General features: G+C 55.8%; 16 protein-coding genes. 10 read left to right on the forward strand and 6 right to left on the reverse strand.

Annotation, left to right across the window (positions count from 1 at the left end):
• The first annotated feature begins 351 nt into the window (after positions 1 to 351).
• Positions 352 to 3,813, forward strand: coding sequence for a pyruvate carboxylase (locus SV7mr_RS15185; RefSeq protein WP_145273844.1), 3,462 nt, complete (start codon positions 352 to 354; stop codon positions 3,811 to 3,813).
• A 9-nt stretch (positions 3,814 to 3,822) separates the two neighbouring features.
• Positions 3,823 to 4,350: a hypothetical protein gene (locus SV7mr_RS15190; protein WP_145273847.1), complete on the forward strand. Its 528-nt coding sequence runs from the start codon at positions 3,823 to 3,825 to the stop codon at positions 4,348 to 4,350.
• A gap of 11 nt (positions 4,351 to 4,361) precedes the next feature.
• Here the strand turns inward: SV7mr_RS15190 and SV7mr_RS15195 are convergent, their stop codons facing one another.
• The 3 genes from SV7mr_RS15195 to ubiE are packed head-to-tail and all read right to left on the reverse strand — an operon-like array spanning position 4,362 to position 6,917.
• A complete protein-coding gene (locus SV7mr_RS15195; protein WP_145273850.1) occupies positions 4,362 to 5,360 on the reverse strand; it encodes a UbiA-like polyprenyltransferase in 999 nt (332 codons plus the stop codon).
• Positions 5,361 to 5,373: 13 nt separating this feature from the next.
• Positions 5,374 to 6,084 (reverse strand): UbiX family flavin prenyltransferase, encoded by a 711-nt coding sequence (locus tag SV7mr_RS15200; protein WP_145273853.1) that lies wholly within the window; start codon positions 6,082 to 6,084, stop codon positions 5,374 to 5,376.
• A gap of 20 nt (positions 6,085 to 6,104) precedes the next feature.
• Complete coding sequence (ubiE, locus tag SV7mr_RS15205) at positions 6,105 to 6,917, reverse strand: bifunctional demethylmenaquinone methyltransferase/2-methoxy-6-polyprenyl-1,4-benzoquinol methylase UbiE (RefSeq protein ID WP_145273856.1); 813 nt, start codon at positions 6,915 to 6,917, stop codon at positions 6,105 to 6,107.
• Positions 6,918 to 7,386: 469 nt separating this feature from the next.
• Here ubiE and SV7mr_RS15210 point away from each other — a divergent pair, with 469 nt between their 5' ends.
• The 8 genes from SV7mr_RS15210 to SV7mr_RS15245 all read left to right on the forward strand — a co-directional run bounded on the left by SV7mr_RS15210 (position 7,387) and on the right by SV7mr_RS15245 (position 17,989).
• Positions 7,387 to 8,067, forward strand: coding sequence for an HAD family hydrolase (locus SV7mr_RS15210; RefSeq protein ID WP_145273859.1), 681 nt, complete (start codon positions 7,387 to 7,389; stop codon positions 8,065 to 8,067).
• Positions 8,068 to 8,098: 31 nt separating this feature from the next.
• A complete protein-coding gene (gene purE / locus SV7mr_RS15215; protein WP_145273862.1) occupies positions 8,099 to 8,635 on the forward strand; it encodes a 5-(carboxyamino)imidazole ribonucleotide mutase in 537 nt (178 codons plus the stop codon).
• A complete protein-coding gene (locus SV7mr_RS15220; RefSeq protein WP_419187427.1) occupies positions 8,632 to 9,840 on the forward strand; it encodes a 5-(carboxyamino)imidazole ribonucleotide synthase in 1,209 nt (402 codons plus the stop codon). The genes purE and SV7mr_RS15220 overlap by 4 nt, the downstream gene beginning before the upstream one ends.
• Before the next feature lie 130 nt (positions 9,841 to 9,970).
• Positions 9,971 to 10,606: a hypothetical protein gene (locus SV7mr_RS15225; protein WP_145273865.1), complete on the forward strand. Its 636-nt coding sequence runs from the start codon at positions 9,971 to 9,973 to the stop codon at positions 10,604 to 10,606.
• Positions 10,607 to 10,697: 91 nt separating this feature from the next.
• A complete protein-coding gene (locus SV7mr_RS15230; RefSeq protein WP_419187428.1) occupies positions 10,698 to 11,894 on the forward strand; it encodes a hypothetical protein in 1,197 nt (398 codons plus the stop codon).
• A gap of 828 nt (positions 11,895 to 12,722) precedes the next feature.
• Positions 12,723 to 14,801, forward strand: a complete 2,079-nt coding sequence (locus tag SV7mr_RS15235; protein ID WP_419187429.1) for an ATP-binding cassette domain-containing protein — start codon at positions 12,723 to 12,725, stop codon at positions 14,799 to 14,801.
• An 18-nt stretch (positions 14,802 to 14,819) separates the two neighbouring features.
• Positions 14,820 to 16,178, forward strand: coding sequence for an HlyD family secretion protein (locus SV7mr_RS15240; protein ID WP_145273871.1), 1,359 nt, complete (start codon positions 14,820 to 14,822; stop codon positions 16,176 to 16,178).
• Positions 16,179 to 16,228: 50 nt separating this feature from the next.
• Entirely contained in the window at positions 16,229 to 17,989 is a 1,761-nt protein-coding gene (locus tag SV7mr_RS15245; protein ID WP_419187430.1) for a TolC family protein, read from the forward strand.
• A 151-nt stretch (positions 17,990 to 18,140) separates the two neighbouring features.
• Here the strand turns inward: SV7mr_RS15245 and SV7mr_RS15255 are convergent, their stop codons facing one another.
• The 3 genes from SV7mr_RS15255 to SV7mr_RS15265 form a co-directional block, all read right to left on the reverse strand.
• Positions 18,141 to 19,055 carry an alpha/beta hydrolase gene (locus SV7mr_RS15255; protein WP_145273880.1) on the reverse strand — a complete coding sequence of 305 codons (915 nt, stop codon included), beginning with the start codon at positions 19,053 to 19,055 and terminating at the stop codon, positions 18,141 to 18,143.
• A 309-nt stretch (positions 19,056 to 19,364) separates the two neighbouring features.
• Positions 19,365 to 23,543 (reverse strand): beta strand repeat-containing protein, encoded by a 4,179-nt coding sequence (locus SV7mr_RS15260; RefSeq protein ID WP_145273884.1) that lies wholly within the window; start codon positions 23,541 to 23,543, stop codon positions 19,365 to 19,367.
• Positions 23,544 to 23,736: 193 nt separating this feature from the next.
• A complete protein-coding gene (locus SV7mr_RS15265; protein ID WP_145273886.1) occupies positions 23,737 to 25,458 on the reverse strand; it encodes a BBP7 family outer membrane beta-barrel protein in 1,722 nt (573 codons plus the stop codon).
• Between the last annotated feature and the right edge of the window lie 10 nt (positions 25,459 to 25,468).

Genomic DNA, 25,468 nt, shown 5'->3' on the forward strand with positions numbered 1-25,468 from the left:
GGGATCGTGATTTTGGGATCGTGTTTGCCATCAGGCTGCGGCAATTTGCCATGCATCGAGCGAGAAGCAATCGGTGTTGGCAGGCACACCCCCGCAGAGGACTCAAAACTGGCAAGTTTTAGCGTCGAGCCGCAGGAAATACCATTTTCATGGGTCTGCCCACGGTGACCATTTGGCAGCGATGGGTTAAATTCTGGACTCACAGCACGTCATCACAGTGAGTCATTGCCCCCTCTGCGGACATCCTGCAACCCACACGCTCTCTGGATGCCTGTGGTTGGCGGTTGACGTCACGCCGACTGCTGTTGATTGTTGAAACGATAGGAAATTTCGAGCTAGGAAATCCGGTTCATGACAATTCGTCCCTTCAAAAAACTTCTTGTTGCCAACCGCAGCGAAATTGCGACTCGAGTCTTCCGCAGTGCCTCGGAATTGGGCATTCGCACGGTAGCGATTTATTCGCATGAAGATCGCTATGCGTTGCATCGTTTCAAGGCGGACGAAGCGTACCAGATTGGTCAGCCGGGCGAGCCGATTCGATCGTACTTGAACGTTGAAGCAATCGTTGCGCTCTGCAAAAAGCACGACATCGATGCGGTGCACCCTGGCTATGGCTTTTTATCCGAACGATCAGCCTTTGCCCAAGCCTTGGAAGAGGCCGGCATCACCTTTGTTGGGCCCAGCGTCAATTCGCTCAATCAACTTGGCGACAAGATGTCGGCGCGGATTCTGGCCCAGAAAGCCGATGTACCGGTCTTGGGCGGAGAAAACAAGCCACTGACGGATCCCGATGAAGCTGTCGCACTAGCGGAAAACATGGGTTTTCCCGTGATGTTGAAAGCCGCCCACGGTGGCGGTGGGCGTGGGATGCGCGTGGTGCAATCCGCTGATGAATTGCCCGCACAACTGGAAGCCGCTCGACGCGAATCGCAAACCGCCTTCGGTAGCGACGAAGTCTTCCTGGAGAAATTTGTCCAGCGAGCCCGTCACATTGAAGTTCAGATCGTTGGTGATGGTGACAATCTGGTGCACCTGTATGAACGTGATTGCAGTGTTCAGCGCCGCCACCAGAAGGTCGTTGAACTCGCACCGGCGCCCAACCTTGATGCCGATGTTCGAGACGCGCTATGCGAAGCCGCGCTGCGGATCGGTCATGCTGTCGGCACGGAAACCGGTTGCTATGAAAACGCCGGAACCGTTGAGTTCTTGCTAGACACCGAGACCAACAAATTTTACTTCATCGAAGTCAATCCACGGATCCAAGTCGAACACACGGTGACCGAAGAAGTCACTGGGATCGACATCGTCCGCACGCAAATTTTGATTGCTCAAGGCCACAAACTGAGCGACACAGTCGTCGGCGTCCCGGCACAAAAAGACATCCACACCACCGGCTTTGCCATGCAATGCCGCGTGACCACCGAAGACCCCAGCAGCCAGTTCCGTCCCGATTACGGACGGATCAGCCACTATCGATCGGCGGCCGGCCTAGGCATTCGCCTGGATGCTGGCACCGCATTCAGTGGTGCGGTGGTCAACCCGTTCTACGATTCGATGCTGGTCAAAGTCACCGCGCGGGCTTCCTCGCTGGCGGCAGCTGCCTCGCGGATGGATCGGTGTCTCCAAGAATTCCGAATTCGCGGCGTCAAAACGAACATTCCGTTTTTGATGAAACTGATCAGCCACCCGACCTTCTTGGCTGGCGAAGCAACGACGCGAATGATCGACAACACGCCAGAGCTGTTTGAACTTCCTAAGCGACGTGACCGCGCAACCAAGCTGTTGACGTACATTGGGGAAACCATCGTCAACTCGAATTCGCTGGTTGTCGGTCGCCCTGAAGCGACGCGACGTGTGCCTGCACCGCTGCCTGAAACGAACCCACTGGCCCCCTTGCCCAAGGGCACCAAGGATATCTTCCGTGAATCAGGTGTCGAAGGACTGGTCAAGTGGATCAACCAGCAAAAGGGTCTGCTGCTGACCGATACCACGATGCGAGACGCGCACCAGTCTTTGCTGGCCACTCGTGTCCGAACCTACGACATGTTGCAAATTGCCCCCGCGTACGCTCAGCATGCCTCGCAATTATTTTCTTTAGAAATGTGGGGCGGTGCCACCTTTGACACCAGCATGCGATTCTTGAAAGAATCCCCCTGGCAGCGTCTGGCCGATTTGCGTCAAGCGATTCCCAATGTTCTGACCCAAATGTTGCTGCGTGCCAGCAACGCCGTGGGCTACACAAACTATCCCGATAACGTCGTGCGTTTGTTTGTGCGTGAAGCGGTCCAGGCCGGCATGGATGTCTTCCGCGTTTTTGATGCCCTGAACTGGCAAGACAACATGCGTGTCGCAATGGAAGCGGTGATCGAAGAAGGCGGCATCTGCGAAGCCTCGATCTGCTACACCGGCGATTTACAGAACCCAGGCCGTACCAAGTATGACATGCAGTACTATGTCGACTTGGCCAAGAACCTGGAAAAGATGGGTGCTCACCTGTTGGCCATTAAAGACATGGCAGGGTTGCTCAAGCCCAAGGCAGCGACCGAGTTAGTCAAAACGCTCAAGCAAGAAATTGGCATTCCGATTCACTTGCACACGCACGACACAGCGGGCATCCAAGCATCAACCATTTTGGCAGCTGCTGACGAAGGCTTGCAGATCGCCGATGCTGCCCTGGCACCGATGTCTGGCGGCACCAGCCAAGTGAACCTCAATGCGATCGTTGAAGCACTGCGTGACACGCCGCGTGAAAGTGATTTGTCCACCGAAGCGTTGACTCAGCTGGCCACTTACTGGCAGGCCGCACGCGAGTTCTATCGTCCCTTTGAAAGCGACGTCTTGCCCGCAACCGGTGACTTGTATGAACACGAAATGCCCGGTGGCCAGTACACGAACTTGTTTCAACAAGCTCGTGCATTGGGACTGGCCGATCAGTGGGCCAATGTCTGCAAAGCGTATGCACAAGTCAATCAGTTGTTCGGCGACATCGTCAAAGTGACTCCGACCAGTAAAGCCGTTGGCGACATGGCACTGTTCCTGGTTGCCAACGAAATGTCCGCTCAGGAAGTCTTGACCAGTGACAAAGCGCTGGCCTACCCGACCAGCGTTCTGGACTTGATCGGCGGTCGCATGGGACAGCCACCAGGCGGATTCCCACAACCGGTAATGGACAAAATCCTTGGCGATCAGGCACCTGTGCTGACGCGTCCCGGTGAATCGATGCCGGATGCTGATGTCGGCGAGTCCAGCAAACAGGCTGCGGAACTGATTGGTGAAACAGAGTCCGATCAGCTGGCCGTGACGAACTTGCTGTACCCCAAGGTGTTCGCCGACTTCGCCGCACATGTGCAGTCCTTTGGCGACGTTTCCAAAATGCCGACACCAAACTTCTTCTATGGTATGACTCCAGGAGAAGAGATCGCAGTCGACATCGAAGAAGGCAAACGCTTGATCATCAAGTTCCTGACCGTTGGCCAGCCACACCCCGACGGAACCCGCACAGTCTTCTTTGAACTCAACGGCCAGCCTCGCGAAGTCTCCGTCCTGGACAAATCCTTGGAACCAGAGACCAAAGCCGCTGTCAAAGCTGATGCTGCCAACGAAAACCACGTCGCAGCCAGTATGCCAGGCATGGTGATCACTGTGGCCGGTGCCGAAGGCGACAAGGTCAAGGAAGGTCAGAAGTTAATGGTCCTGGAAGCGATGAAGATGGAAACCACCATCAACGCCCCCAAGACCGGAACGATCAAGACCATCCAAGCACCTGCGGGAACCCAAGTCGAAGCTGGCGATCTGCTGGTGATTTTGGAGTAAACTAGCGGCATGCTTCACTCGCCGCCGCGCAATCGTTGGTTCCTTGACAACTGCAACCCGGCAACGCTGCGCCGGTTCGCCGTCTCCGCCACGCTGATCGGCGTGGCTTGCCTGGCGATCCCATCGACCAGCGATGCCCAGCAGGCAACCGCCTCGCAGCAGGCTGAACCAACCAAACCCGACCAACAGCTCCGGCCGGTGGAGTCGGTCGATTCGCTCACGCGATCGATGTGGCTGATTCAGGGAACGGTCCATGATGCCCTGACCGGAAAACCGATTCCCCAGGTGACCATGATCCCCGGATCATTGTCACGGGACCAAAGCGGAAAAACGGTGGTCCGCTGGCGAGAGAACCTGAAACGCAACATGCGTGACCAATTGAAATGGCCGCGCACCAGTGGCTACAGTGTCATGCGATTCAAACTGATCGCCGAAGGATACCAGCCCATCATCACGCAGCGCGTGTACCGAGGCGGACCGCACATTCGATTGCGAGTCAAAATGCATCCCGCAGTGGCATCGGATGCCGTCAAATAAGCTTCTGGCAACTACAACCACAAACTGTCAACGCTGCCAGCGACTAATAACAGCACGCTGATGGCGACATTGGCGTGGAAGAAGGCTTCGTTGACGCGATCGAGTTCGCCCGGCCGGACCAGCCAATGCTGACGCAAGATCAATCCGGCGATGGCGATCAAAGCGATCGAATACACCCATCCAAACCCTAGTTGCGGTGCAACGAACGGCAGGGCAACAAGCGACACGAACATCAGAGCGTGGAATCCCGCCGCGATCCGAAACGCCCCCTGCTGACCAAACTTGGCCGGCACGCTGTGCAGATTGGATTGGCGATCATAATCAGCATCCTGACAAGCATAGACGATATCAAACCCGGCAACCCACATGGCCACCGCAAAGGCAATCATCACCGGTGCCAACAGGTCTCCGGGCAGCGCCGTCCAGGCTCCGCCAGCATCCTGCAGCGAGGCGGGACCACGTATGGCAACCCAAGCACAAATCGGGGACAGGCTGAGCGCAATCCCCAACCAGAGGTGCGCTGCACTGGTCAAACGCTTGGCAAGTGAATAACTGAGCAAGAACACCAGCACGGGAACCGCACCGGCAAGCGGAAGCCAGTTGGGCAAAAACAACGCAGTGCTGCCAACAAACCCGGCCGAACACATCAGTGTGAACAGCGTCACAGCGCGACGCGAAAGGATTCCTGCAGGGAGGTGGCGTTTCATGGTACGTGGATTTTCGGCATCGATCCGATGATCGACCAACCGATTGAACGCCATCGCGGCACTGCGGGCAGTCACCATGCACAACAATAACGCCAAGACGTCCAGCCAACCCGGGCGTGCGAGGCTGCCATCGGGAAGCGGGGTTGCAATGGCCAGCACAGTGGCCAGAGCTGCAAACGGCAACGCAAACAGCGTGTGACTAAAACGTATCAAGCCCAACCAGTCAGACAAGCTGGCGCGTCGCTTGCTCTCAGGACCGGCGTCAAGTTCGCGGGGAATCGTTTCCGAATGCTGATCGGCCATGTTGTTTCTCAATTCAGTGTTCCGCTGATCGCTGAACGGGCTTGATGGGTGGCTCTCCCCAGCGATTGATTAAGTCATTGCGAATCTGAAGCTGATCCAAGATTCGCGAGACCACAAAATTGATCAAGCAATCCAATGACTGAACGTCATGATACCAACCCGGCATCGCCGGCAGCATGGTCACACCGACGCTGGAGAGTCGGTGCATGTTTTCCAGCTGCAAGGTACTGACAGGCGTTTCCCGAGGCACCATCACCAGGGGACGTTTCTCCTTCAAGTGCACTTCGGCCGCCCGCTGAATCAGATTGCTTGCCGCCGCTCGTGCGACGCCACTTAACGTGCTGCCGCTGCACGGACAGATCACCATCGCTCGCGTGCGAAAGGATCCACTGGCGATTGGCGTCATAAAGTCATTGTACGCGTGCGCGACAAACCGCTTGCGCCAGTCGGACGCGGCGACCAAGTCTCGGATGCGGCTCGCTTGCTGGTCGTCCGTCCAGGGCGGGATGAACTCCAGCAAACGCTGCACGTCTGGAGCAAGCGGATCGATGTCCAGCTTCAGTTCCTGACGGATCACTGCGGCGCCACTTGGGCTAACGGCCAGATGAACGGGGATCGAATCTGTTGCCAGAACTTGCATCAGACGAACCGCGAAAAATGCACCACTGGCGCCGGTGATCCCTAACACCAACGGCTCGCTAGAGTCTGCTGATCGCTCGTCCATCTCCATCCCCTTTGTTACGCTCAATTTGCTTCGGGCTTGACACCGATATAGATCGTGCAAACACCAAAGGTTAATGGCTTGAACGTTACGTCCGTCAAACCAGCTGCCTGCATCCGGTCGGCAAGCTCTTGTCCGTCTGGAAAGTGGCTGACCGATTCAGGCAGGTACTTGTAGGCCGCCTTATTGTTTCGCGCGAACCATTGTCCGATGCGTGGCAGCACGTGCTTAAAGTAGGCGTTGTATGCTTGACGCAAGCCGAGCACATTGGGCTTGGAGAACTCTAGCACCAAAACCTGTCCCCCAGGACGGCAAACGCGCGTCATCTCGGCCAGCCCTTGATCGGTGTCGGCAATATTTCGCAATCCGAAGGCAACACTCACGCACTGGAATTGATTGTCGGGGTACGGCAAGCACTGCGAATCGGCCTCAATGAATTCGAGCTGATTCTTGTACTCCTTGGCGACTTGTTTCTTCTTGGCAAACTCCAGCATCGCAAAGCAAAAGTCGCTGCCGATGACATCGACGCCAGCGGGAGCGGCCTCGGACATCGCAAAGGCCAAGTCGCCGGTTCCGGTGCAAATGTCCAGCACGGGAACATTGGGCACAAACTTCATTCGACGCACGGCCTGTTTCCGCCACAACTTGTCAATGTTCAACGACAACAGATGGTTCATCAAGTCATACCGAGGCGCGATCTGGCGAAACATCTCTTGAACGCGCTGGTTGCTTTTGTCCAACGATTGTGGCTTAGCCGAATCGGTGGCTGGCTCCGCACCGGCCGCGGGCAGCCCGGACGAATCCTCGACGGTTGGGGGGGAAGCATTTTCAGTCATTCTGTCTACCGCTCTCGTTCGGGTACCTGCCTGATCGCCGCCGGCTTCGGTGACCAGTTTCAGTCCAGAGTATCGCCACTAACTTGAATTGCCACAAGTTACGCAGCCGTCACAATCTTGCCTGTTCAGAGAACCCGCCGCCTTGCAATTGGAGCCCCGACAAGACTGGCGACTAAAATTGGCGAACAAGGGTGATTGGAAGACCGTTCCAGGCGGTTCGTCAAAGCGCCTCCTAAAGTTCTTGGTCCGCATTCGTTGGGGCGTCATAACAGGCTGGCAGGGTTAGCGAAGGAAGAAACCAACCCGTGGGGCTAAAAAAGCTGCTTGCACGGCATTTGGTGGCAAATTCCGACCTTGACGATCCTCCCAACCAGACCTCTCAACCGGGCCTCCAGAAAGCGGCCACCGACCACGATAGTTTTCCGTTGACGGCTATAACTCTGATTGTTGCTGTGTTAGGATAACCGCCATGCGAACTCTCCTGTTTGACATTGATGGCACGCTTCTAATCACGCGTCGAGCTGGCGGACAGGCTCTGGCGAAAGCAATGCGTGTGGAGTTTCAGGTTCAGTCCTTTTCGACAGAGGGAATCTCCTTTGCTGGACGAACGGATCGCGACTTAACCGCGGAACTATTAAAACTGGCCAACCTAGAGCCATCAATCCAAAATGTGGGGCGGCTACGTCGTCGGTACAGCCAAATTTTGCGCTCCGCCATCACGACCATTCCCGGCCAAGTTCTGCCCGGCGTGACGGAATTACTGCAGCAATTGAGCGGAAAGCCCCAGCTTGCCTTGGCTGTGATGACCGGTAACTTCCCCGAGACAGCTCGCATCAAACTTGAAACGTACGGTTTGATGGACTATTTCCCCTGGCTGATGGGCGGCGATCTGGATCCGGTTCGCTGCGACATGGCTCGGCGGACCAAACGCCACATTGAAAGCAAACACGGCGTTCAGGCCTCCCAAGACATCATCGTGATCGGGGACACAACCAATGATGTCAAGTGCGCTCGCTCCATCGAAGCCCGCTGCCTCGCCGTGTGCACTGGTTCGGATGACCGCCAAGCCTTGCAGGCTGCAGGGGCCGATTGCGTGGTTCAGGATTTAACCGACCCGCAAGCTTTGCAATACTTAACCGAATCAATCTGAAATCAACTTTTGAACGCAACCGGACAAACGAATGTCTGATTCAAATCAACAGGGAACCGAGTTCCCGCCCACCGACGCCTTGGTAGGCGTGATCATGGGCAGCAAGAATGACTGGGAAACCATGCGGCCTGCCTGTGACGTTTTGCAGTCACTGGGCATTCCACATGAGCGAACCGTGGTCAGCGCGCACCGCACCCCCGCACGCATGGTGGCCTATGCTCAATCGGCTTCCGAGCGAGGCATCAAAGTCATCATCGCAGGGGCTGGCGGTGCAGCACACCTGCCCGGCATGGTTGCCTCGGAAACCCTGCTGCCAGTGATTGGCGTTCCCGTGCAAAGCCGCGCCTTGCAAGGTCTGGACTCATTGCTCTCCATCGTCCAAATGCCCGGTGGCATTCCAGTGGCCACCATGTCCATCGGAACCAGTGGCGCCAAAAACGCCGGTTTGATGGCGGCAAGAATTTTGGCCACTGCAAACCAGGACATCGCGGCCAACTTAGATGAGTTTGTTCAAGCTCAAACACAAGCTGTTTTAGACAACACGGAATTGGAGTCACACCAAGCGTGAGCCAACAAGCAAGTGAGGGCGACGCTCCGTCGACCAGCAACACCAGATTCGAAGACACAAACATCGTGTTACCAGGCGGCACCATTGGCATGGTCGGTGGCGGCCAACTGGGACGGATGTTTGCCATCGCCGCGATGCAAATGGGCTATGACGTTGTCGTCTATTGTGACTCAGCAGATGCCCCGGGCGCTCAAGTGGCCACACGCTGCGTGATCGGTGACTTGAACGATCATCAACAGCTGACCGCGTTCGCCGAACAGTGTGATGTGATCTCATTGGAATTTGAAAACATTCCTGCCCAAGCCATTGCCTGTTGTGGCCAACAGGCGCCGACGTTCCCCTCGCATCATGTCCTGGCCACCGCACAGGATCGGCTGATCGAAAAACAAACGTTTCGAGACGCGGGACTGGCAGTGACCCCGTTTTTGCAAGTCTCCAGTGCAGCCGACGTCGCCGCCTTTGCAGAGCGACATGCGTGGCCGGTGATCGTGAAAACGGCTCGCAGTGGTTACGATGGCAAGGGTCAATATCGATTGCAAGACGCGGAACAAGCCGCCCAAGTGCCATGGGCGGAACATGATGCTTGGATTGCCGAACAATTCATTCCCTTTCAACGCGAAGCCTCCGTCGTCGTCGCTCGCAGCCGCAACGGATCCGTGCGTTGTTTTCCTCCCTTTGAAAACGAGCATCACAATCACATCCTAGACGTTAGCTTTTGCCCCTCGACGCTGACGCAGTCCCAGATTGCCAATGCCACTGAAATGGCCAGCAAGGCTGCAGAGGTCTTGGACTTGGTTGGCCTGCTCTGTGTTGAATTCTTCGTGCAAGAGGACGGCAGACTGCTGATCAACGAAGTGGCACCTCGCCCCCACAACAGTGGGCACTTAACAATCGAAGGCAACCACACCAGTCAATTCCAGCAACACGTGCGTGCGATCTGCGGCCTGCCTTTGGGCGACCCCAATCTGCGTTGCTCGGGCGCAGCGATGGCGAACCTATTGGGCGATTTGTGGCAGGCAGCTGGCGGAAACCCACCCTGGAACCAAGCGTTTTCGGTTCCAAATGTGTCCTTGCACTTATATGGCAAGCGAGACGCCAAGGAAGGACGTAAAATGGGCCATTTGACGGCCACCGCGGATTCGCCCGAACAAGCGGCTCAGAATGTGCGCGACGCTCGCCAGCGACTATCATGCGATTCAAAATGACGACGTCGTCGACTTGAGAGCGAATGATGAAGCCCAATTCGCGCTGGCAAACCTCCATGCGTTTATGCGTTTGCTTGGGTGACCTTGATTGAACCTCGCCAGGACCGGCTTAACTCCGTAGCGATCACCCATGTCTTCCAGTGACGTCCGCGATATCGAATCTCTTGAACGCTTGCATCGAGCGATGCTGCGATTGAGCGAAGAATGGCAATCCGCGTTGCAAGAGATTCGCATGTCCGTTGCTCGCGCAGAAGAATACTTCACCCGCCGCGTCCCCGTCTATTGGGCGACGGAAATGAAGCTTGCCGAACGAGAACACACCGAAGCACTTGATTCGCTGCAACGTCAACAGTCGGCCGCACGAGCCAGCGATCGACGCTCGGCCCTGGAGGCTCAAAAACGAGTCAAGCGAGCCAAGGATCGAGTGAAGCTCTGCCTGGAAAAGCAAAAACTGGCCAAAACGATGATGCTGCAGATTCGCCAAACCTGCGAAGACGTGCTGGGACCGTTGGCAGACATGGTCGATCAAAGCGAGAACGCTTTGCCGCAAGGCGCTCGCCAGCTAGCAGAACTGTTACGCATCTTGCATGAGTATGCTGAACAGCAAACAATGCCCCCTTCCAGCAATCAGGCTGCGACAGGCGGCTCGATCGACAAGCCACTGGACGGCAAAGCCCTTGCCGCCCCGTCCAACGAAGCATCGCCAGAGAACGATGCCGCTCATTCCACGGATCTCCAAGCACCAACAGACGATGCCGACTCCTGATCTCGTTGACTGGGCGAACGATCTCATTCCTTCCTAATGCACGGGGCTCCGCCTCGGCCCCCACACTCCTTCCAAAACCGCTCTAAAACAAATGTCTTCAGCTATCTCGCCCGAACTCTTCGAAGCTTTAAATCGTCATGACCAGCAACCGGTGGCGATGCTCGGTGAGTTGATTGAATTCTATCGGCAGAACGAACAACCCATGGAGCTGTTTGAAGCCCAGAAGATGTTGGTACGAGCCGACTTGGGCTTGCCGTTGCTCGCGGTCGAAAACGAACCGGTCCGTTCGGACGAGATCGAACACAAACTTGAGTCCGGATTGTTGAAGGCCTGTCGTGAGTCGGGTGAAATGCTGATTCGCCAAGGACGCGTCTTCGAAGGCTGGACGTACCTGCGTCCGACCGGTGACAACCAACTGATTCGCGAAGCCTTGGCATCGATTGAAATCACCGACGACAACTTTGACGAAATGCAGCGTGTTCTGCTTCACGAAGGAGTCGATGTTGGACGCGGCTTTCAGGCAATCTTGGACTTCCAAGGCACCTGCAATAGCATCACTTTATTTGACCAGTCGCTGGCACAGAGTAGCAAAGCCGATCGCCAGGCCGCCGGCACTCGCTTGCTGAATCATTTCTATGACGAGCTGACATCACTCGTCCGCGAAGACATCACCGGACGCGATCAAGCGCCCGCTGAAGACGAAACTCTGTTTGACATGATCGACAAGCGCCCCTGGGTCTTGAAAGATGGTGGCTATCACCTAGACACCACGCACTTGTCGTCCACCGTACGCCTTGCCATGCCGCTCACTGATCCAGAGCTCCTGCAGAAGGCCTGGGAATTGACCCAGTATGGCCGTCAGCTGAACCATCAGTTCCAATACCCGGGCGATGAGCCCTTTGTCGACTTCTATCCCTCCTACGCTGCGTTCTATGGCATCCTGCTGGGCAAAAATGTGGATGCTGGCTTGAAGTTGTTTGAACGCAAAGCCAAGTCGATTGATACAGATCAGCACGGTAGTGGTGCGATTGAGACCTACGTGGACCTGCTTGATCGCGTCGGCAGACATCGCGAGGCGATTGAGTTTGCCGTCCAACAAGTCCCCAGTGACGTCCCCAGCCAAGCCGTGATCCCCTTGCTAATGGAAATTGCCAAACGAGATCAAGAAGCGACGGGGGAACATGCCGAGGGTGAAACGGGATACGACTTGATTGCCAACTTCTGCCGAGATCGAGACGACCCCATCGGATTCGCCGTTGCCAAATTCACCCGGTCACAATCAGCCTGATCAACTCCATTCTCAGCCCCAACGGGGAGGATGGCACAAGCTAACGAGGGCCAGACAAAGAGAGCCAACCGGTTTGCTGCTGCTCAAACCCCGCAGGCGAGTCAAAAGGGGGGGCATCCCCAGGGCGAGAGGTGGAACAGCTGCGGCGTTCAGGCGATGCCTTGAAGTGTCCCACTAACGCTTGAAATTTGCATGCGGGTCTTTTGTGGGGCAGGACCTGCGGCAGGCAACCATTGAAATTGACGCCGTTTGGCGACCACAGTCAGAGGCTCACGGGCAACGAGAATGTTTTACAGGCAACGCGTTTCGGGGTCTTCATTTCTGATTTTGTGTTCCAGGTGGGACGCGTTGCTCCGAACCGCTGAGGGATTCTTGCGTCCTTGGCCGCAACTGGGTCCTTGGCCGAATCAGGACAGGGCAATGGAATTGCCGCCGGGCGCTTACGACGCCACAAAACACCTTGCACTTCGATGTGGGACTGCAAGCAGCCCTGAGATCGGATTCGGTGAGGAGCGATCGGTGTTTCTCGAACAACCGCTACACTGGGAAGGTTGGGCTTTCCGACACTCTAGTGTATAGAGTAGCGGGTGAACCGTCCCCGCACGAATCAGTTTGCCTGGAATGACTCGCGATTATCAGGTAGGTTTGCAGCGAGTTGTCGCGAAGCGATCTCCGCTGGTGGCAAGCTGCAAGCCGCTTTGGTAAAACACCGCTAAGTGAACGTCGCGACTTGAACGTCGCGACTTGAACGTCGCTAAGTGGATAATGGGCGAGCCAGAAAATGGAATGAATGCGTCACAGGATGAACCCCAGGAATCGTCGAACTCGATGTCGTTTTCAAATCAAACTCTTCAGCAAGTCGTCGCGGCGCTTTCGCTGGCGTTGGACCTAAGAACTGACAAACAGCCCCTCTCGGCGGTCTCGATTCCCAGTGAATACGATGACCCGCTGGAGCCGGTTTACATCTACTGTCAATTGGCAGGGGTCGTGCTTCGTGAAATCGACCCACCATCGGCCAAGATGGCGTTGTCGATGGTCCAGCAGGGATTGCCCTTGGTCGTCGCCGAAGACGAAGGCACGTTGCATGTTGTGGAATCCAGCGAGGCTTCCAACTTTGAAGTCAAGACGTTTGGCACCGCGACAAATGCTCAGACGATGTCGCCCAGCGCGTTTGCCAAACTGATCAGCAACAAAGACCGGTTGCGTGTGTTGACTGCCGAGAAATCATTGCAGTGTGAGACCATGTCAGCACTCGATGGCTCCGGATCGACCAAGCCTGCGTCCAAGCGACCGGGACCGTTCACGCGCTGGTTATCGCTGGTCAAGATGGACCGCCGCGATATCGGGCTGGTTTTCCTCTTCGCTGCCGTCGCCGGCTTTCTCGGTTTAGCGACGCCGCTGTTTGTGGAAACCCTGGTCAATGTCGTCGGTTGGGGGATCTATTTACAACCCTTGATTGTGCTGGCCTTTCTGTTGCTGATCTGTCTGGGAATCGCGGCGATCTTAGCTGTCTTGCAGACCTGGATCGTGGAAATCATTCAGCGTCGGCAGTTTGTGCGAATCATGTGTGATCTCTCACACCGCTTCCCACGCGCCAATCAGAAGGCGCTTGAAGGCAAGTATCCGCGTGAGTTTTCGAATCGTATGTTCGATGTGATGACGATTCAAAAAGCGACTGCGATCCTGTTACTCGATGGCGTTTCCATCTCGTTGACGACGACGCTGGGATTGGTCTTGCTGGCGTTCTATCACCCCTTGCTGTGTGTGTTCGGATTGATGCTGGTTTCGACCATGATCAGCGGCACCTGGTTGCTGGGCCGTGGCGGTATTGGATCAGCGATCAAAGAGTCAGGCGCCAAGTATGCCGTGATCCACTGGTTGCAGGATGTGATCGCAATGCCAACGGTATTTAAGACCGGTGGCGCGGAACAGTTTGCCGTTCGCCGCGCAAACCAACTGACAACGGAATACATCAACGCGCGGAAGCGGAAGTTTGCCGTTGTGATTCGACAAGTGATCTTTGCGTTGTCGCTTCAGGCGATCGCCTCGACTGCATTGCTTGGTTTGGGTGGCTGGCTGGTGATTGAAGGTGAACTGACCCTGGGACAACTGGTGGCCAGTGAGTTGGTGGTGACCGTCGTGGTCGGTTCGTTCGCCAAAGCTGGCAAAGCGTTAGAGAAATTCTATGAGTTGATGGCGGGGATCGATAAGGTTGGCTATTTGGTTGACATTCCACCGGACCCGCTCGTCGACGCAGTGCTGCAATTGGAAAATGAGCTGCCCGTGCGGTGGAGCGATCTGTCGTTCAAAGCCGGCACCATCACAGCCAAGGTGCCAGCAGCGGAAATTGAGCCCGGTGATCGATCTGCGGTGATCGGTGATGGAAACGAAGCAAAAACGCTGCTCGCCCAAAGCATTGCTGGATTGGTGATTCCCCAAACGGGGACCGTCCAAGTCGAACAGCAAGACGCCGTCCGCGCCGCGATGGCAATCAGTGGCGGCATTGTTGGCTACGCAGGCCGGCCACAGATTTTCCATGGGACCGTGCGAGAGAACATTGACATCGGCCGAGATCGAGTCTCGACATTGAATGTCCAGCAAGCGGCAGAAATGGCAGGCTTGGATCGCACGATTCTGCGGCTAGAGGGCGGCATTGAAGCAAGGCTGCAAACCGGTGGTGCTCCGCTCTCGGCTCAGCAATGTTCAATGCTGTCGATTGCCAGAGCCATCGCTTGCCACCCCTCGGTGCTAGTGATCGATGGGCTCCTTGATGATTTGAGCCCCAGCACTCGCAACAATATCCTGAGCTCGATTACCGATCCTGAACAGAAGTGGACCTTGATTGTGATCACCAGCCTCAATGAGGTTGCCGATCAATTGAATTCCAAAATCACGATTCGCGCCTAACACGGTCACGGAACTTCCATGATTCCCAAAAGCAAATTTGAAGACTTCCCTGCGTACCACATGGTCCGCACTGGACGGATTGTTCGCTTGATTGGCAGGATCACGTTCCTGCTGTTGATACTGTTTATTGTCGCCATGATCTTTGTCCCCTGGCGGCAAACGGCGCGCGGTTACGGCATGGTGGTGGCAAAAGATCCGCAGCAACGAGCCCAGGTTGTCGTCAGCCCAGCCAAAGGAGTTGTTAGCTGGGTCAAGGCAGGCATCCGTGAAGGCACTTATGTCACGAAGGATACTGAACTGCTGCGTTTGACCCCCATTGCAGCGGACCTGGTTGAACAACAGAACAACCAAATTCGTGTGCTGAAGGAAAAAGAAGCCTCGGCCATCGACAGCATGAATCGTGCGAAGGAAAACGAGACCAACCAAGTCCAGGCCGGGCGAAACCTATCCACCTCGCTGGACAAGGAACTGGAGGCCACCAAACAGAAATGGAATAAGGCCAAACAGGATGTCCTTGCTGCCGAAGCGGAACTCAACGATAAGCAAAACCAGTTGGCGGTCGCCGAGAAGATTTTCCCACAAGGTCTGATCAGCAATCAAGCACTTGTTAGCAAGCAACAGGCAGTGAAAGTCGCCCGCGCCAAATACATGGGACTGGAAGCCTCCGAACAAGAACAGTACGAAAACTTGCTGGCCAAAGAGGAGGAAATCGAAGCCAAGAAACAAGAGATTTCCATCAAAAACCAAGACGCAAGCATCAAAGTGTTCGAGGCCATGCAAAAGCTGAACACGGTCGAAAAAGAGCTTCTGGAAATCCAACAGAAACGTGCGGAATTGGATCGTTTGACGGTCAAAGCACCGCGTTCGGGAGTGATTCTTGAATGGCAGGTGATCGAGGGCAGCGACACATTCAAAGAGGGCGACAAGCTGTTCAAAATTGTTCCGGTGGCCGAGGAAATCGCTGTGGAAATGGTTGTCAGCGGTAACGACATGCCGCTGCTGAAACCCGGTGAGCGCGTCCGGTTGCAATTCGAAGGCTGGCCTGCGGTCCAGTTCGTTGGCTGGCCATCAGTCGCCGTCGGGACATTTGGCGGCAAAGTCGACCGAATTTACCCAGCTGATGACGGTTACGGAAACTTTAAGATCTTGGTGATCCCTGATAGCCATTTTGAACGCGAGGATGGCTGGCCAGATGACGATTATCTAAGACAAGGTGTCCGTGCTAACGGATGGGTTTTGTTAGATGAGGTATCACTGGGATACGAGATATGGCGTCAAATGAACGGATTTCCGCCAACAGTTTCGCAAGAGGACAGGAAGGCAAACTCTGGCAAAGATGCCAAAGGTGGGTTCAAGCTGAAAATGCCCAAACCCTAATTGCCAAAGCTTGCCGCAGCGCGAGCCTGAAAATCATTTTAGTCGCCGCCGTGTTGGGCTGGATTGTGCCGTCGCGCGCCGCGCTTGCTCAGCCACCACAGCCAATCCAGTTGCAGGCTCCTGCCGGTGGCCTGCTAAGCGATCCCCCAGGGGCTGCGGCTCCAGCCGTTCTGCCAGCCCAGCAACCGGCTCCAGCCCAGCAACCGGCTCCAGCCCAGCAACCGGCCACACTCGCCGAAATGATCGAGGCTCAGGGCCCTGCGGAATCGAACCGCTCGCCTTCTGCGGACGCCGCGTTTGCTTGGCGAGAGAGCACGGCAATCATGATGTCGATCGACGACATCACCGAACAGACGTCCACAGCGCTCAGCACCAATGCACCGGAACTGGAGAGCCTGGCGCTGGCCGATGTGCTGGCGAGTCTGTATCGCTACTATCCAGAGGTTTTGGCTGCCGAACAGATGCAGCAACAAACCGCTGGTCAATTGCGTTCGGCCTGGGGATCTTACGATACCAAAGTCTATGCAGAATCGATGAACCAGCCCACGGGCTACTACCAAACCTACCGCAACGGGCTGGGGGTGGCACGTCAGACTTGGTGGGGCGGCTACCTGTCGGCAGGCTATCGCGTCGGCCGCGGCTATTATGAACCTTGGTACAAGGAACGCCAAACTGACGACGCAGGTGAATTCAAAGCATCCATGACAGTGCCTCTGCTACAAGGCCGTGCGATTGACATGGAACGATTGGCTGTCTTTCAAGCGACCGTCGATCGGCAGATGGTGGAACCCGTGATTCGCCAAGCAATCCTGGATGCCTCGCTGAACGCGGTCAACCATTACTGGTCCTGGGTGGCTGCCGGAACGGTACTCAACACTCAGCGCAATCTACTGAAATTGACCGAGGCACGTCGCAAGCAATTTGAAGCCGGTGTCAAAGCGGGCGCCTTCAAAGAGATCGACATGGTGCTGAACGATCAGCTGATTGCTGAGCGTAAAACGACCGTGCTCAAGGCCATTCAAAAGTACCGCGAAGCGGGCTTTAAACTTTCGCTCTACTTGCGTGACGAATCGGGAAACCCGATGGTTCCCGCCGATCACTGGCTTCCCAAAGGCTATCCAGAGATCGACATGCTGGATGGATTTGTCCTTCAAACCGCGCTCTCGGAAGCCTTGGCACGTCGTCCGGAACTGGACCTGATCATGCTTGACCAGCGACGTGTCTCATTGGACCAACGGCAAGCTCGCAACGAGATGCTGCCCAACCTGGACTTCTTCACACAAGGGTCACAGGATCTCGGTGCACGCGCTTCGTCATCCAATGACAAAGGCGATTTCGAATTCATCCTTGGCATTCGAAGTGACGTCCCGATCCAGCGACGAAAAGCCTCTGGCAAAATCATGTCCAATCAAGCCAAGGCCGCACAGATCCAGCAGAAACTACGATTGGCTCGCGACAAAGTTGCCATGGAACTCAGCAATTCGTACAACTCACTGCGACTGTCCCAGATGATCGTCGTCCAAAGCGAAAATGCTTTCTACAACGCCTTGGAAACACAGAAACGCTATCGCATCGGATTTGAAGAAGGCTATAGCGATTTGGTCTATCTGAACCTGATCGAAACGAAGGCCAACGAAACGGAAATCAAACTGATCGAAGCCCAACGTGATTGGTATCAAATCCTCAGCAAACTGCAACGTGCCTTGGGACTCGATCCCCTGGAACAGGCAATGCGACTCGACTCACTGCCCATGCATCCGATGATCAAGCCCTCGGAAGAAGCAGAGGAAGCCGACGCCGATGGCGACTGAGCCCAGGGCCAACACTGGCACTCAAATCAACACTGGCACTGAAATCAACACTGGCACTGAAATCAACACTGGCAATCCAAACTACACTGGCACTCCAAACTACACAGAGCGCTACGTTGTGCGGCGCTCGATTCGATCGTCAATTCGGTGTCTAGAACCCATTGTCGCTAAGCCACGCTTTGCAGAGCGGTAACCAAGCATCTTTCTCTTGATTGCTCTGACGGCCGCCGAATCCATGACCACCGGTTGAAAAGATGTGCAAACTGCTGCGCACTCCCTTGCGTTTGAGCTCCGAAAACAACTTCACACAGCCCATGCAGGACAGGCCATCGTCATAGGCGTGAGCAAAGAAGATCGGTGGCGTGTTCTCATCAACGTCCAGTCCATCGGTCAACGCTTCACCGTCACGCGTGGTGGTCAAGTAAGCTGGATACACTAATACGGCGAAGTCTGGTTTGACCGAGACTGGCTTGCCATCGACCCATTCGTCTTTGCGAGCAACATCATAGTGCCGCTGCTTTGCAAACGTGGTTCGGGTCGCGGCATGGCCACCGGCTGAAAAGCCTAAGATGCCAACGTGCTGGCACTGCATGGACTTCACTGCACCGGCTCGGATCATGGCAATCGCTCGCTGAACATCTTGAACGGGCGGCAACCATTTCACCGCTTCATTGCGAGTCGGCACGCGGTACTTCAACACCGCCGCATTGATGCCCTGCTTTTGTAACCACTGCGCAATCTCCGTACCTTCCAAGTCCCAGGCCAAAATCGAAAACCCACCACCGGGGCAAACCACAATCGTGGTGTCCGCGTCCTTGGCAGGGTACAGATGCAGTTCAACGTTGCTGACGTTTCCCAATCGGACCACGCCCCGGCCCGCAACAGTGCGTGAATTCGGTTGACTAGTGTCTCGCTCGGGCTCGGTGGGAGCTTTCCACGTGGGTGTTTCCCCAGGCCAGATCCGAACAACCTCAGCCGCAGAATCCTGACCACAAGCGACAACGGGCATCACTATCAAAAAACAAACGGGCAACCAACAGGCGACAATGAAACGACCAATGGACATCGAAGTCTCTCAAGAAAGGGGGGGCGGGGAAGTCACAGCGGGCAATCAAGACGGACCATCATAACCGACTCTGGACTTGAAGACACAAGGTGGCAGACGAGTCCCCTCAATTCCACAAAAACGATCCATCCGCCGCGGTACGCTCACTCGTTTCCAATTCAAAACCCGGTCACTGAAAACGCACCACACCCAAGTCCGGCCAACACACCCAGAGTGCATCAGATGCCCCCGCCGGCGAGGCAAAAGAAAAGGCCCCGGAAGTTCCGAGGCCTTGAAGATTCATAAAGATCGCACGTTGCGTGAACAGACTTAACCGTTGGAAGCCAAGAAGCGTCGCTTGGACAACTGTGCGGCGAGTTCACCAAAGTTAAAATCGATCGCGTCAGCACCGATGCCCAAATCCAGATCGATGAACGCGTTGTCAATCACCGTGGCGGTCGCTCCCGTCCCGGCGGTGGTCTGTCCATCGATGAAATCGGCTGGCTGCACCTGTTCAACGTCGTACGTGCCGGCTGCCAGCTCAGCGAAGACGTAGTTTCCATCGGCATCGGTGGTGGTGGAAAGATCCACCGCGTCGCCATCATCGCTGGTCCCGGTGACGGTGATCACGACTCCTGAGATGCCAACTTCGCCATCGTCCACGATGCCATTGTCGTTGCTGTCCAGATAGACTCGCCCCGAGATCGAACCGGATGCTTCGGTGACCGTGGTCACTGCGGTCGCGGTGTTGTTGCTGGTGTCGTCTTCGTCCGTCGCTGTGCTGACTGTCACGGAGTTGGTGACCGAGCCCATGGTTGTGTTGTCAACGGTGACAGTGATGGTAAAGTTATAGGAACTGCCACTGTCGAGGTCACCGCCATCGACGGTCACTGTGCCGCCGGATTCGGTCAGAGCTCCATCGGGCCCCGTACCGCTGACGAACGTCACCCCAGCAGGCAGCGTATCAACAGAGATCGCATCGACCGCAGTGGAAGGACCGGCGTTGGTGACGGTAATGCTATAGACCAACGTGTCGCCAGCCTCAGCAGACGCTTGGTCAACGGTCTTGGCGATCGACAGATCTGCCTCAGGTGTCGCGGTGATGCTGACCGAATCCGTGTTGTTGGTCGTATCGGTTTCGCCACTGTCGGCTGTCACACTGGCTGAATTCGTCAAGGTGCCCGAGGCGTTGGCGTCAACGGTCAACACGATCGTCGCGGTCTGGGTCTCGTTGCTGTCCAACGAGACCGCTGCAAACGTGATGTCAGAACCACTGACCGAACCCGCTTGGCCTTCCAACGTCGCACTGACGAAGGTCATGCCGGTTGGAATCACATCCGACAACTCAACAGTTGTGGCTGTACTTGGTCCAGTGTTTGCGATTTCGATGGTGTAGGTGACATCGGTGGTCGGAGCCGGAGTCGTATCGTCAACCGTTTTATCAATGGTGACATCAAACTGGGGTGTCAATGTTGTGCTGGCGGTCGCAGTGTTATTGCTGGCATCGTCGTCGCCCCCGTCGATCACAATGTTGCCGGTGTTATCCAGCGTGCCCGTTGCCTCTTCATTGATGCTGGCCGACACAGTGAACGAGCGGGTTACAGCAAGAGCCACCGAATCGTAGACCACAGTGACGGTACGCGTTGCCGAATCGTAGTTTGTTGAAGTCGCGTCGGGCGCGGTGATGGTCAAGCCCGTCGTGCCCGCAGGCAGCACATCGGTGAACGTGACTTGCCCCGCATCCGTATTGCTGTCTGTGTCGTGAGCAATGGTGAAGCTGTACACCAGACTGTCTTGTCCGGGAACGGCAGTCGCCAGGTCAACGTCCTTGGTCAAGACTAAATCAAACACACCGGCTGCGAGCGTCACATCAACATCATCGCTGTCGTTGCTGGCATCGGTGTCGTTGTCGCTCGTCGTTACATCAGCCTGATTATTGATGGTTCCGGACGCCGAGCCAGCAATATCGACCGTGAATTCGAAGGTCAGCGTTTCGTTCACGTCAACTTCGGGCAGGTCAAAAGTCAGATCTTGTCCGCTTTGGCTGACCGTCGCGCCGCTGTTGCCAGCGTTGAGACTGACAAACGTGAACTCGCTTGCCAGCGTATCGAGCACTTGGACGCCGCGTGCGGGACTGGTGCCATCATTGGTCACATCAATGACGAACGTCAACTGGCCGCCGGCAGTTGGCGTGCCGGTGAACGTCTTTGTCACAGACGCGTCGACATCACGGCTAACCCCCGTTTGCACGGTGGCGGTGTTGTCGGTTGGATCTGGATCAATATCCGGCGTCATGCTAACGGTGACGGTGTTGTCCAGCGTGTCGGCAACATCAACCGCAGAATCGACGACGATTTCGACAACCGCCGATTGAGAGCCATTCAGATCATCAATGTCGATGGTCAACACGCCACTATTGTCTGTGACACTGCCCGAACCACTGGTGAAACTGCTGCTGACAAAGGACAAACCGGATGGCAGAGTATCCATCGCGACAATGCCAGTCGCAGTGTCAGGCCCATTGTTGACCACGGTGATGGTGTACGTCATCTGGTCACCGGCAACAAGCGTACCGGTGACGTCGTCTGTCTTGGTGATCGCCAGGTCTGCATTCAACAGACTGACAATCACGGTCGCCGTGTTGTTGCTAGGATCGACGTCGGCTTCGGTTGCATCGACATCAACCGTATTGGTGACGGGGTTTACCAAAGCGACATCGATGTCGGCTGCAATGCGAATGGTGCCCGCGGCGCCGGCTGCTAGGCTGCCCACGTTGACCGTGATTTCCTGGCCAACAATCACCGGAGTGAAGCCGCCAAAGTCCGAACTGGCTTGATCCAAGGTCAAACCTGCGGGCAGTGTATCAACCACCGTGACGCCGGTCGCATCAGAGGTGCCGAGGTTCTGATAGGTAATGTCAAAGAAGACCTCGCCGCCGGCGACTCGGTTGGAGTCATCTTGATCAATGACCTTGGTGACGCTGACATCGACGGCCTGAACCACACCCACATCAAGGGTAAAGTTTGTGTTGGCGTTCGAGTCACCATCGTTGATCGGCTCGGTCTCGGCAGCCAATGTGATCTCGCCAGTGACAATGCCAGTGCCCGAGACGGACGTGCCATTGTCATCATTGTCGACGTCGTCGTCCGGATCTGGCGCGGGATCATTCCCGGTACTTGAAGTCATGCCCTCCAACACCGCACTGCTGCCAAACTCTGATTCAGGCACAACAACCAAGTAGTTGCCTGCCAACAGCGTGTCGAAACTGTAATCACCGTTGCTATCGGTGGCCGTCGTCGCGACGGGAGTTTGCGCGTCGGGGTCGATCGCTCCGCCGCCATCGGGCTCGGCGTACAGCTCAACCGTCACACCAGCGACACCAATCTCTGCTCCATCCAGAACACCGTTATTGGCGTTTGTTCCGTTGTCGTTAAAGACCGTCCCGCCAAGCGTCAACAGTTGCTCGTTGGGCAGGTTGCCCGTTTCAATCATCGGGCCGCGAACGTTAAAGGCCTCGAAGGTTTTATCGTTGTTGGCAGCGATGGAAACTTCGAATTCGATTGCACCGACGTCATTGAAATCAGGAGTGCCAACCAAAGTAAAGTCTGTATTGTATCGCAGGTAGACATCCGTCTCGCCGCTGCCGAGTTCAGGGATCACAATCCCGGTTGCTTCGGCGTAGTTCGCCCCATCGGTGTAGATTCGAACATCGATGGTGTCGCCAGCGTTCTCTTGAGTCGCCTGAATCAGCAAACCAGCGTCCGAATCAACAGGATCTCCTGGACTGCCGTCAGCGAGGGACACACCGCCCAGCCCCGTGGGGTCTAGCGTCGTTGATCCGTCGTTGCCGTCGTACTGGATCAGCAGCGTTCCAGCACCTTGAGTCTGCGAACCGATCGATAGTGTCTCGTCGTTAGGATCCGCTGCAATGAACAGAATGCCTTGCGCACTGGTACGCGTGACCTCCAAGTCACGTGCTCCTCCGAGCACTTCGCTGGCAAGGGCAGAGTCTTCATCCGTCGGATCTGATCCGTCAGCGATCAAGCTCTGTGCGGTCGCGGAGAAGTCATCGATGGTTTCGAACAGCGAACCGCCCGCGTTGGTCACGTCGATGACAATCGGATCGGGAGCCACCAAGTCCGCGCCGGCGGACTCTTGCTCGACCAAATACGTGTCAACGGTCAAGCCGCGAAAGAAGTAAAACCCGTCGTTGTCACTGGTCGTCGTGTCGATCGCCGCACCGTCGTTGGCATCCAAAATGCCATTGTCATCAACGTCGCGATACAGGTTGATCGTCACGCCATCGAGTCGCGGATCGGAAACGTCCAAGCCATCACCGGTCAAGTCGACGAACGACACACCGGAGATCGCGCCCAAATCGCCGGCCAACAACATCCGGCGATTCAGTGTTTCATGCTGCAGGCGTCGACGCATGGCGCGTCGGCGATTCTTGTCGCTCTTCTTTCCGCTTCGACCACGCAAACGTTCAATCACTTGTTGCCAAGCCATAGGGTTCCCTGCACAGATTGCATCATCCAGGTGACTTGCTAACGACCATCATTCAGTCAGTTAGCACCCGCCCCTGTAGGACCAGTTTAGGTAAGAAAGGTTGTTCAATCGCTAGGCTATTCAAAGCGCAGAGCGTGATCGGTTTATCGACCACGGAATGCGAAAAAGATTAGCGATTCTTAGTGGATGCCGATTACCAGCGGAACTCAAGGCCGTAGTGAAGCCCCTGAGCCCAATAGTCGGTCGTGTCCCAGGCAAATTCAGGACGTAAGGCACCGTTGGTTGGGATCGGCGGTGGCAACAAATCCGGATTCACATCCAGCGAAATGTGCTGACCAGGGCGAACCACATTCGACCAGTAAATCCCCGTGTAACCAATGGTTGCTTTCAACCGCTCGGTCAACTGATAACCGAGCGTCAGGTTGATCTCTGGCACCACGGAAAACTCGTCCTGAGTGTAATTCCCAATGTTGCTGCTCAATGCCAGCAAACCGCCCTGCTCTGTTGTGGTTGCATTGAACTGGTCGGTCGAGGTGGTCGAACCATCAATTCGCACTTTCTGCAGCGTGTTGCCAACGCCCAAGCGTACCAAGCCTTCAAAACTCCAAAAGCCACGAATCACTCGGTGATGAACCGCTAAGTCCAAGCCGTTGAACTGATTTTCGGTGCGAAACACGTCCAGAGTGGACATCTGTCCCGGTGCAACCGAACTGGTGCTGACAATCGAATCTGCGATCGTGATCTGTTCGGCCAGGTCCATGTATCGATAACCAAAGCGGAAATCGGAGCGAGAGCAGAAGTTGTCATAGCGGCCGATCCGGAAGAATCGTCGTCGCCCCTCTTCACAACCCATCGCCTTGCGGAAGTAGAATCCTCCACCACGCAAAAAGCTTTCCATTTCCACAGACACCTGTCCCGTGATCGACAGGTTGGCGTTGTCATCAAACGCTAACAAGTTGGCGTCTTCATTCCCGGTCAAGCTATTGAAAAAGGGGCGAGCTAGAATCGGATTGCCCGTGCTGGTGAAGGACTCTCGGTGCGAAGCCTCCGACAACCGGAACATGTCCATTCCCATGCCCCAGGTGTGGCAGCGATCAAACCAAAATCCCAAGTCAATCCGGGCTCCATCAAACCCATTGTCAAACTCTTCGTGATTCCCAACCAGAATGGTCGTCGTTGGCAGCCCCAACACGCCGGCATCAGCTTGTGCCGTTCCGCTCGGTGAACTGGTGACCAGTGGTGGCATCCCCATGCCATCAACCTTCATCGCCAATCCTTCCAGCTTAAACCAGCCGTCCTGAGGCAGGCTAAAGGTGACTGCTGGACGCCATGCTCGGCTACTGGGAATTTCACCGCACAGCTTGCAACCACAACCGTCGCCACAACCCATCGAGTCACAGCCGATCGAGTCGCAACCGATCCCATCACAGCCAAGGGTGTCGCAGCCAATCGCGTCACAGCCGTAACCATAACTGACCGATTCACTGACCACCGTCCCAGGAACAATCGCCTCGGCTGGAAGCTCCATTGGCACGGGAACTTGCTGCGCGGTCTGCCTGACCTGTGGCTTGACAGGATCCGTCAACGGAATCCGAGTTGCCGCATGCTTGGACACGGCCTGCTGGCTGGACGCCTGCCTGGTCGTCGCCCGAGTCGGTGCCGCCGATAGCGTGACAGCCCCGGCTTTGGACAATTGATTCGACTTGCTTGCTTGCTGAATTGCTGGTTGGCTGGCTTGTTGGGGCCTTTTGCGAACCGGCGTCCAGTTGGCTCGCGCCCGATCCACGTCGCCACCTAGCGGCAACTGGGCAAACAGACTCGTCGGAGAAAGCGTCGTAAGGCTAAAAGCCAGGAAAAGAAACACCGCCAATGTGCGTTTCGATGAGGTGATAGATGTGGGGATCTTCACGTTCATTACCAATCTT

This window comes from Stieleria bergensis (assembly GCA_007745635.1).
Classification (GTDB): Bacteria; Planctomycetota; Planctomycetia; order Pirellulales; family Pirellulaceae; genus Stieleria; species Stieleria bergensis.

What these genes read in the sequence shown, in the direction of transcription:
- SV7mr_RS15185 (WP_145273844.1), top strand. Translation starts at nt 352, where the DNA reads ATGACAATTCGTCCCTTCAAAAAACTTCTTGTTGCCAACCGCAGCGAA.
- SV7mr_RS15190 (WP_145273847.1), top strand. Translation starts at nt 3,823, where the DNA reads ATGCTTCACTCGCCGCCGCGCAATCGTTGGTTCCTTGACAACTGCAAC.
- SV7mr_RS15195 (WP_145273850.1), bottom strand. Translation starts at nt 5,360, where the DNA reads ATGGCCGATCAGCATTCGGAAACGATTCCCCGCGAACTTGACGCCGGT.
- SV7mr_RS15200 (WP_145273853.1), bottom strand. Translation starts at nt 6,084, where the DNA reads ATGGACGAGCGATCAGCAGACTCTAGCGAGCCGTTGGTGTTAGGGATC.
- ubiE (WP_145273856.1), bottom strand. Translation starts at nt 6,917, where the DNA reads ATGACTGAAAATGCTTCCCCCCCAACCGTCGAGGATTCGTCCGGGCTG.
- SV7mr_RS15210 (WP_145273859.1), top strand. Translation starts at nt 7,387, where the DNA reads ATGCGAACTCTCCTGTTTGACATTGATGGCACGCTTCTAATCACGCGT.
- purE (WP_145273862.1), top strand. Translation starts at nt 8,099, where the DNA reads ATGTCTGATTCAAATCAACAGGGAACCGAGTTCCCGCCCACCGACGCC.
- SV7mr_RS15225 (WP_145273865.1), top strand. Translation starts at nt 9,971, where the DNA reads ATGTCTTCCAGTGACGTCCGCGATATCGAATCTCTTGAACGCTTGCAT.
- SV7mr_RS15230 (WP_419187428.1), top strand. Translation starts at nt 10,698, where the DNA reads ATGTCTTCAGCTATCTCGCCCGAACTCTTCGAAGCTTTAAATCGTCAT.
- SV7mr_RS15235 (WP_419187429.1), top strand. Translation starts at nt 12,723, where the DNA reads ATGTCGTTTTCAAATCAAACTCTTCAGCAAGTCGTCGCGGCGCTTTCG.
- SV7mr_RS15240 (WP_145273871.1), top strand. Translation starts at nt 14,820, where the DNA reads ATGATTCCCAAAAGCAAATTTGAAGACTTCCCTGCGTACCACATGGTC.
- SV7mr_RS15255 (WP_145273880.1), bottom strand. Translation starts at nt 19,055, where the DNA reads ATGTCCATTGGTCGTTTCATTGTCGCCTGTTGGTTGCCCGTTTGTTTT.
- SV7mr_RS15260 (WP_145273884.1), bottom strand. Translation starts at nt 23,543, where the DNA reads ATGGCTTGGCAACAAGTGATTGAACGTTTGCGTGGTCGAAGCGGAAAG.
- SV7mr_RS15265 (WP_145273886.1), bottom strand. Translation starts at nt 25,458, where the DNA reads ATGAACGTGAAGATCCCCACATCTATCACCTCATCGAAACGCACATTG.